Source organism: Mesorhizobium sp. M7A.F.Ca.AU.002.02.1.1, assembly GCF_003998535.1.
GTDB classification, from domain to species: domain Bacteria; phylum Pseudomonadota; class Alphaproteobacteria; order Rhizobiales; family Rhizobiaceae; genus Mesorhizobium; species Mesorhizobium ciceri.
The window spans coordinates 1-7569 of record NZ_RZPB01000251.1 but is presented as its reverse complement, the minus strand read 5'-3'; the positions used below and the strand labels follow the sequence as shown (position 1 = coordinate 7569).

Here is a 7569-nt window from a genome sequence, read left to right as displayed (position 1 = left end):
ACGAGGCGGCGCTGCCGATCGGCAGCAACCCGTCGAGCACCGCCGAGACCATCGCCGGAACGGTCGTCGACAATGTATCGGGCGGCACCGGGCCCTACACCTACGCACTGGTGAGCAACGCCATCGGCGCGCACGGCACGCTGACCTTCAATGCCAACGGCACCTACAGCTACACGCTGACCTCGCCGGTCGACGGCGCCGACGCCAACAACGGCACCAACACCGTCAACAATGTCGAGACCTTCACCTACCAGGCCACCGACGCCAACGGCAACACGATCACCAACACCATCACCATCGACATCGTCGACGACGTGCCGACGGCCCATGCCGACACCAACAGCGTTGTCGAGGGCGGGATCGTGCTCGGCAACGTGCTGAGCGACGGCACGGACGACGTGTTCGGCGCCGACGGTGCGGCGGCGGGCGGCGGCGTTGTCGGGGTCCGCGTTGCGGGCGGCGACACCACGACGGCGGTGACGACGGGCGTCAACACGGTGATCAACGGCAGCTTCGGCACGCTGACGCTGCAGGCCAATGGCAGCTACAGCTATGACGGCCTGCCCAACGTGGTTCCGCCGGCAGGCGCAACGGAGACCTTCGTCTACACCATCATGGACGGCGACGGCGACCTGTCGACGACGACCCTGACCATCAACCTGTCGGACAGCGGCCTTGCCGTCTCCAACGACGACCTGACGGTCAACGAGGCGGCGCTGCCGATCGGCAGCAACCCGTCGAGCACCGCCGAGACCATCGCCGGAACGGTCGCCGACAATGTATCGGGCGGCACCGGGCCCTACACCTACGCACTGGTGAGCAACGCCATCGGTGCGCACGGCACGCTGACCTTCAATGCCAACGGCACCTACAGCTACACGCTGACCTCGCCGGTCGACGGCGCCGACGCCAACAACGGCACCAATACCGTCAACAATGTCGAGACCTTCACCTACCAGGCCACCGACGCCAACGGCAACACGATCACCAACACCATCACCATCGACGTCACCGACGACGTGCCGACGGCCCATGCCGACAGCGGCAATGTCAATGAAGGCGCGCTGCTGACCGTGACTGCTGCGGCCGGCGTTCTGATCAACGACGTGGCCGGGGCAGATGGTGCCACGATCGACGGCGTCCGGGCTGCGGGCGGCAACACGACAACGGCGGTGACGACCGGTGTCAACACCGACATTGCCGGCCTGCACGGCACGCTGCATCTCAACGCCGACGGCTCCTACACCTACCAGTCGACGGCCCACAGCATCAACGCGAACACCACGGACGTGTTCGTCTACACCATCAAGGATGGTGACGGCGACCTGTCGACGACGACGCTGACCATCAACCTGACGGACATCAATGACGCGCCCGTAGTCGCGAACACTCAGAACTGGATGTCGAGCGACCCGGCGCAGCAGACCTTGAGCACGCCCAGCTATCCGAATGGGTATCCGCTGCTGGTCTCCATTCCGACGGATGCGGACGGGGATAACCTCATCGTCACCGCTACGGGAACGATCCCCACCGGCACGTTCTATTTCAACGGCGTGACCTATATCGCCCTGACAGCCGGCACGGTGCTGTATAATCCGTCCGGCGGTATCAACCTGCTGGACGATCTGGTTTATCGGCCGACCGCATTGCAAACTGACACGGTCAACAACAACCTGTCGCTGGATGTCTATGACGGGCACACTCACGTTGCACAGACTGTTGGCATCCACGAAGTGCCGCCGACCAGCCTGCCCAGCGACACGTCGCAGATTGGCGATGGCAGCAGTCCGCTGACGTCGGGCAATGATCAGGTCACGACGCTTGCTCTGTCGCAAGCGACGGTAAACGCGATATTGGCGGATCCTCACAGCGCAACTGTCGTCGTCTATACCGATTTCCAAAAGACGCCGATTGATACGCCGATTGACCCTTCAGAGCGAAACCCAGGTGCGTTCGGAGATAGTAGCGCAGGGTCGCATCGTGAACAGGAGGTTCAGGTCGAGATCAGAATTGGCACCAATCACTTCGCCGCAGTAGAAGACGATTTGACCGCTGGGACCTTCGAGCAGACTTGGTTCTACGATCCGGCCACGGGTCAGATGAAGGCTACGGTCGACTACGATCACATCTTCCTTCTCGATGGCGCAGGCAATGCCACCGCTACGACGCTTGCCAGCTACTTGATCGCGCATCCGCCGGCAGCCGGAGACTCGTGGACCCTGTCCTACTTCGACAATGATGGCGGCAGTTGGCAGGCCCGCTCCGTCAATTTCTCCTTCTTCTCGCACAATCCTGGTGATCCCGGGATCACGGTGAACGGTGACCCAACGCTGGCCGACCAGATCTATGGAACGTCCGGTATCGACCAGCTCAGCGGTAATGGCGGCAATGACGTCATCGTCGGCCGGGGCGGCAATGACTTCCTCAGCGGCGGAGCCGGCAACGACCTGCTCAGCGGCGGCGACGGCAACGACCTTCTCATAGGAGGTCTCGGCCAGGACACCCTGACCGGAGGAGCCGGCGCCGATACGTTCCGGCTTGAGAATATCGACATCAAGGACCTCATCACTGATTTCAGCGGCGTGGGAGGACATGGCGACAAGATTGACCTGACCGCCCTGTTTGACACGGCGCCTGGAGGAGCCAATATCGGTGACTTCGTGAACTACAATGCGGGGACGGGTACGCTCAGTGTCGATGCCAACGGCAGCACCGGCGGCGCCAACTTCGTCGACGTGGCAACGCTGACGAACCTGCCCGCTGCCAACACGATCACGCTGCTCTACGACGATGGCATAACCCAGCATCAGACAACCGCAAACCTGGTCTAACGGCATAGCGCACAACCATGCGATTATGTTATACGTCGCTAATATTTAGGGGAGCTAAACATGAAACGTTCTGCAAGACTGCTTGTTTCCGCTGCGACGCTGTTGCTGGCAGTCGGGTCGACGGGGTATGCCGCCGACATCATCGAAGGTCCGACAGGCGATTATTGCCGGGTCGTCGGCACGTCCAATCTGGTCTTGAACGACAACATCGTCGATCTGAAGCAGCAGGTGGTGAAGCTGATGGACGAGTCGGTCGCCGCCGCCAACAGCTCGGAGTGGATCAACTCGTCCCGGCCCGTCTTCGTCTGGGCATCGGAAGCCAAGGTCGCCTGCGGCATGGCTTACGGCTACCTGAAGACGAACTACAAGGACGAAGACACCCTCAACAAATGCGAGTGTTTTCACGATCGCATGGTCGAGTACATGCACTGACCGGATAGGCGAACCCACGCCTGTTGGCCATCATGACAGCCGCCGGATCATTCTCGAAGGCGATCGCAGGCGGGATCGCGTTCGTCGGCTTTGGCCTCACTGTCACGCTGGCCCACGCCAACTGGCTGGAACGGCCTTTTGTGGAACAACAGCAGCCGTCCAGCCTGACGCGGCCGGCACACTGTGACACTGCCACGGAGTGGACCCGGCAGGCTTTCAAGGCGTTTGCCAGTTGCCAGGCATCGATCTATGGCCTGGAGCCGATGCTGGCGCATGCGGTGATGGAGATCGAAAGCGGCTTCGATCCCGGCGTGCAAGGCGCCGATGGCGAAGTCGGCCTGATGCAGGTGATGCCGGCGACCGCCAGGATGCTCGGCTTTCGAGGTTCCCTCGACGATCTCAGCGCGCCGGCGGCCAACATCGCGCTGGGGGTCAAATATCTTGCACAGGCCAACAGGCTCGCCGCGGGTGATCTCTGCACCACCGTCATGAAGTATCGCGCCGGGCACAATGAAAGCCGGTTCTCGGCCCTTTCAGTCCGCTACTGCCAGCGTGCGCGGGCAATCCTGGCAAGGGAAGGGATCGAAGTGACCGGCCCCTTGCCGGTGGCGACATTCGGCTTTTCCGCGTTTTCGCCAGGCGGGGAGGGTGGAGCCCCTGCCCAGGGAAAGGGCGTTTGCGTGCGCCGCGTGTTCGTGCCCGGGCCGCGATACATGAAATGCGCCGACTATCGAAGTGCCGGGCAAGCAAGGCAGATCAGGGCGCTCAGAGGCAGGCTTTTCGGCGGCTAAAAGAACTACAGACGGCACTGCAAGTCCGCCGTAACATGCGTTGAAGACCAGACCGGGAACAATATCCGGCGGCACATAGGGGTGGAGCATTCATGGAAGCTGGCCGACAGGTCCACCGTCCGCGGACATGGGCAATCGCCTTGGCGCTCGCCGCGATCGTGTCGGGCTGCCAGTCGAAGGGCGGCGTGTCCGAAGTGCTCGATCCGGCGGCGGTTACCGCGCCTGCCGGGCAGAACGGCGCCGCCGGCGCCGGTCCCGTCCAGGCGACCCAGTCGATGGGCACCGGCTCGACCAAAGTCACGATGCTGCTGCCGCTGTCCGCCCCTGGAACGGCCGGGGAAAACGGCAGGAAGATGCTCGATGCGACCAAGCTGGCGATGACGGATATCGGCAACGGATTGCTGGCGCTGACGGTAGAAGACACCAAAGGCGACAGCGCACTGGCCGGCAAACTGGCGGTTACGGCCATTACGACGGGGTCTAAAGTCGTCATCGGCCCGACCGAGCTGCCGGCGGCCCAGCATATTGCCACGCTGTCGGGGTCGAAGCGGCCACCGGTCCTGGCGCTCGCCGACAATTTCGCCGGCGGCCCCGGGGTCTATGCCGTGCTCCTTGGCGAAGCGGACAGCGCCGCCGCGGGCGCCGCGGGACTGGCCGCGAAAGGCAGCAAGAAGTTCGTACTGCTTGTCGCGGATGGCCCAAACGCCGGCGCCATGGAGAAGCGGGTCGCAAACAGCCTCAGCATCTACGGCGCGGCGCTCGCGGTCACTCTCCGATATTCTGCCGGCGACGGCGCGAAGACGGTCGACGAAATGGGCTCACTCGTGGACGCCCCCGACGCCGTCATCGTCGCCAGCGGCAATGGCAGTCCGTCGCCTGTCCTTGCCGCCCTCAAATCGAAGGGCATTCCGGGAAAGACGATCTCCGTCGTCGGGACGAACCGTTGGCTGGAGCACCCCATGGATCCGCTCTTCGAGGGGGCGTTTATCGCCACGCTCGATCCAAGCGAAACCGGGCCGATCGCCGACCGCTTCAGGACGACATACAACTATCCGGCTGACGTCAATGTGGCCTACGCCTATGATATGGTTGCCCTGACGGCAGGGATTGCCAGCGCGGTCGGGCCCGATGGTTTCAGCAAAAAAACTCTCGAGAATCCAAACGGCTTTCGCGGGTCGACCGGCCTGTTCCGGTTTCGGGCCGACGGATCCAGCCAACGCTCGATGCCGTTCTATCGGATTGAAAAAGGTGCGCTCAAGCTGGTTGCCAAATCGACGTCGGGTTTCTGACCGGCGCAAATCCCTGGGATCCTGTTCAAGCTGATGGCCAGGCCGGGCCGCAGCCGCTTGGCGATCGCACTTGGAAGCCTCCTGCTCCTGGCCGGGATCCTGCTGATCATTCAGGGCGGGGCGTTGCTTTCGGTCGATCAGCCTGTCCGTGCCCGGTCGCCAGATGTTGACGACACGCAGCCTGTCCGGCCGTTTGCCCCGGTTGCCGGCGCACAACGCCTGGAGCCGGCGCGCAAGGTTGCTCAAGACCTGATCGCTCCACCACGGCTTGATCCCGCTGAGATCGAACGGGCCGAGCCCCGTCCGCCGCTCAGCGAGCTCGGTCTCGCCGTGCCCCCGAAAACGCCGATGCCCAGGGATTGGCGGGAGGTCTTGCTCTACCGCCCGGTTGTCACATCATCGGCGATGTTCGAAGCCATGGGCCGCAAGGTGTTCATCAGCGGAGTGCGAGGCATCGATCTCGACAGCTCCTGCTCGTTTCATGACGTCACCTGGCCTTGCGGCGTACGCGCCCGCGCCGTTTTCAATTCCTGGCTGAGGGGACGCGCGCTGCACTGTTTCGTACCGCCGGACGTCGAGCGTTTTGCCGTCGCCGCACCGTGCAGGCTGGGCAAGCAGGATGTTGGCGCCTGGCTTGTCTCCAACGGCTGGGCCACGGCGCTGCCGAGCGGCATCTACGGCAAGGCGGAGGCGACAGCCAGGGACGCGGAGATGGGCATGTTCGGCCCGGCACAATAGGCTGTCATTCAATCCCTGATGTTTTGTTTGTTAACCGCCACGGGCGCAGCCTTGATGGGGTCATCGCGCAATCGATTAAATTGCAATGTTCCTTGAAACTGAAATTGCAACACACCGGCCTTATACAAGCCCATCCACAGGAGATCGGCCAGTGACAAAGACTATGGCGAGCACCACCGACCAGGCATGGAAAGGCGTCGCTTTGCTGACCTTTCTGGGAACCGCTGCAATCCTGGGCGTTTCCGTCGGTCTCAATTATCTGCTTCTGTTCTCGGAGGCGCTGACGCCATTTGGGCGCAGCATGGTCACGGCAATCCTGTTGCCTGTCGTTCTTGGTGTTCCGCTTTTTCTGTTCGTTGGATTGAAACAGATCGAGCTTCGTCGCTATCGCCGGGAACTCGACAAGTCGGCAACCTTCGACACCACGACCGGCTGCCTGAACGGAGCGGTCTTCACGTCGATGGTCGAAAAAAGAACCGCAAGGCCGTCGGTGCCGGGGCCGAAATCCGGCGCCTTCCTGGTCATCCATTCGGAGCATCTGCGGTCCATCAACCTGCGCTTTGGTCTTGAATGGGGCGATCAAGCCTTGCGGCTCATAGCCTCAACCATACAATCGTCAGTGCGCGCGGAGGATCTGGTTGGACGCATGGGGACGTCGATGTTCGGGGTCTTCCTCGCCGGCGCGACCGAAGCAGAAGCCAGGGAAATCGGCGAGCGTATCAGGGCGCGCATCGCACAAGTCTATTTCGCGCCAAAAGGCACCGAGGATGCCTTGACGGTCAAGGTCGGCGGCGTGGTGTTCGAGAACCAGGTGGAGTTCGCGGACATGTTCCGGTCCGCCGAGCAGCGCATGGCCGGCGTCCAGGACGGAGCCGCGTTTGAGCTGACGCATCTCCATAGCTGATAGTCGCCGGGAACCGGAGCCAGGGGAATTGTCGGACGCGGACGCCCTCACGCTGCCGGCGGGGTAACCCGAGAAGACGCCGCCCAGGTTTCGGCGATGGCGACGATCGCCGCGTTGATCGGTCCGCTCGGGATCGCCGGCATCACCGAGGCGTCGACGACAAAGGCATTGTCGAAGCCGTTCAGCCGCAAGTCAGGATCGACGACGGCCTCGGTGTCAAGACCCATCCGGCAGGTGCCGGCCGGATGATGATGGGTGGAAGCAGCCCTGGCGATGAAAGCATCGAGTTCGGCATCGGACCGAACCGGTGCGCCTGGCAGGATCTCCGTATCGCGCCATTCGTCCAGGGCCTCATGATGGCCGACCATGCGCGCCCGCTTCAACGCCATCCTGAATGTCGCGCGATCGTGTTCGGTTTCGAGATAATGCGGATCGATGACCGGCGCATCGTTGCGGCCCGGCCCGCTCGGTGTGATGCGCCCGCGGCTTGTCGGATGGGTGACGCCGCAAAGGATGGTAAAGGCCGAGCCATAAAGCGGGGCATTCAGGCCCTCGGCCGCCGACGGAGCGACGACGCAGGCGAG

At 62.8% G+C, this 7569-nt stretch carries 7 protein-coding genes; 6 read left to right on the top strand and 1 reads right to left on the bottom strand.

What is annotated here, in order from left to right; translation table 11 throughout:
* From EN879_RS16870 to EN879_RS16845, 6 genes are all read left to right on the top strand, one after another.
* Window positions 1-2831, top strand: a 2831-nt coding sequence (locus EN879_RS16870; RefSeq protein ID WP_127274139.1) for an Ig-like domain-containing protein, incomplete at its 5' end; no start/stop codon positions are given.
* Between the two features lie 60 nt (window positions 2832-2891).
* Complete coding sequence (locus tag EN879_RS16865) at window positions 2892-3263, top strand: hypothetical protein (protein ID WP_027163714.1); 372 nt, start codon at window positions 2892-2894, stop codon at window positions 3261-3263.
* 32 nt (window positions 3264-3295) lie between these two features.
* Window positions 3296-4054, top strand: a complete 759-nt coding sequence (locus EN879_RS16860) for a transglycosylase SLT domain-containing protein (RefSeq protein ID WP_063170328.1) — start codon at window positions 3296-3298, stop codon at window positions 4052-4054.
* Window positions 4055-4194: 140 nt separating this feature from the next.
* Window positions 4195-5343 carry an ABC transporter substrate-binding protein gene (locus EN879_RS16855; protein ID WP_244514232.1) on the top strand — a complete coding sequence of 383 codons (1149 nt, stop codon included), beginning with the start codon at window positions 4195-4197 and terminating at the stop codon, window positions 5341-5343.
* A gap of 33 nt (window positions 5344-5376) precedes the next feature.
* Complete coding sequence (locus EN879_RS16850; protein WP_063168897.1) at window positions 5377-6081, top strand: hypothetical protein; 705 nt, start codon at window positions 5377-5379, stop codon at window positions 6079-6081.
* Between the two features lie 151 nt (window positions 6082-6232).
* A complete protein-coding gene (locus tag EN879_RS16845; RefSeq protein WP_082826542.1) occupies window positions 6233-6985 on the top strand; it encodes a GGDEF domain-containing protein in 753 nt (250 codons plus the stop codon).
* A 47-nt stretch (window positions 6986-7032) separates the two neighbouring features.
* Here the strand turns inward: EN879_RS16845 and EN879_RS16840 are convergent.
* A partial coding sequence (locus tag EN879_RS16840) for a GMC oxidoreductase (RefSeq protein WP_245493829.1) occupies window positions 7033-7569 on the bottom strand: 537 nt, incomplete at its 5' end.

Coding starts and splice junctions, on each gene's coding strand:
- EN879_RS16865 (WP_027163714.1), top strand. CDS start 2,892: ATGAAACGTTCTGCAAGACTGCTTGTTTCCGCTGCGACGCTGTTGCTG.
- EN879_RS16850 (WP_063168897.1), top strand. CDS start 5,377: ATGGCCAGGCCGGGCCGCAGCCGCTTGGCGATCGCACTTGGAAGCCTC.
- EN879_RS16860 (WP_063170328.1), top strand. CDS start 3,296: ATGACAGCCGCCGGATCATTCTCGAAGGCGATCGCAGGCGGGATCGCG.